General features: G+C 58.0%; 2 rRNA genes. Both read right to left on the bottom strand.

What is annotated here, in order from left to right:
• Positions 1-7: 7 nt before the first annotated feature.
• Positions 8-124, bottom strand: a 5S ribosomal RNA gene (rrf, locus tag DQ239_RS19995).
• 113 nt (positions 125-237) lie between these two features.
• Positions 238-1,415: ribosomal RNA gene (locus DQ239_RS19990) — 23S ribosomal RNA — on the bottom strand; the annotation flags it as partial.

Genomic DNA, 1,415 nt, shown 5'->3' with positions numbered 1-1,415 from the left:
AATGGTTGTCCGGCGGCGTCCTACTCTCCCACCCCGTCTCCAGGGCAGTACCATCGGCGCTGAGAGGCTTAGCTTCCGGGTTCGGAATGGGACCGGGCGTTTCCCTCTCGCCATGACCGCCGTAACTCTGTGAACTTGTTCGAACCAGTCTGGTTCGTGCGTTCAGAACCGCACAGTGGACGCGACACATCTTGTGATTGACCCTTGCACCTTGCCGCGGGTCGCGGGAGGTGGTGTGTGGTCAAGCCCTCGGCCTATTAGTACCGGTCAGCTCCACACCTCACGATGCTTCCACTTCCGGCCTATCAACCCGCTGGTCTGGGCGGGGGCCTTACCCGGTTCACCCGGTGAGAGACCTCATCTTGAAGCGAGCTTCCCGCTTAGATGCTTTCAGCGGTTATCCCTGCCGAACGTAGCCAACCAGCAGTGCACCTGGCGGTACAACTGGCACACCAGAGGTTCGTCCGTCCCGGTCCTCTCGTACTAGGGACAGCTCTTCTCAAGTCTCTTACGCGCACGGCGGATAGGGACCGAACTGTCTCACGACGTTCTAAACCCAGCTCGCGTACCGCTTTAATGGGCGAACAGCCCAACCCTTGGGACCTACTCCAGCCCCAGGATGCGACGAGCCGACATCGAGGTGCCAAACCATCCCGTCGATATGGACTCTTGGGGAAGATCAGCCTGTTATCCCCGGGGTACCTTTTATCCGTTGAGCGACACCGCTTCCACATGCCGGTGCCGGGTCACTAGTCCCAGCTTTCGCTCCTGCTCGACCCGTCGGTCTCACAGTCAAGCTCCCTTGTGCACTTGCACTCGACACCTGATTGCCAACCAGGCTGAGGGAACCTTTGGGCGCCTCCGTTACATTTTGGGAGGCAACCGCCCCAGTTAAACTACCCACCTGACACTGTCCCTGATCCGGATCACGGACCGAAGTTAGACATCCAATTCGACCAGAGTGGTATTTCAACGGCGACTCCACGAACACTGGCGTGCCCGCTTCACAGTCTCCCACCTATCCTACACAAGCCGAACCGAACACCAATATCAAGCTATAGTAAAGGTCCCGGGGTCTTTCCGTCCTGCCGCGCGTAACGAGCATCTTTACTCGTAGTGCAATTTCGCCGAGCCTGTGGTTGAGACAGCTGAGAAGTCGTTACGCCATTCGTGCAGGTCGGAACTTACCCGACAAGGAATTTCGCTACCTTAGGATGGTTATAGTTACCACCGCCGTTTACTGGCGCTTGAGTTCTGAGCTTCGCCACCGAAGCAGCTAACCCGTCCCCTTAACGTTCCAGCACCGGGCAGGCGTCAGTCCGTATACATCGTCTTACGACTTCGCACGGACCTGTGTTTTTAGTAAACAGTCGCTTCTCACTGGTCTCTGCGGCCACCCACCGCTACCCCGCGCA

This window comes from Blastococcus sp. TF02-09, from assembly GCF_003319105.1.
In the GTDB taxonomy this organism is placed as follows: domain Bacteria; phylum Actinomycetota; class Actinomycetes; order Mycobacteriales; family Geodermatophilaceae; genus Blastococcus.
Note: the sequence above shows the minus strand (reverse complement) of the source record. Positions and strands in the feature narration are given on the sequence as shown.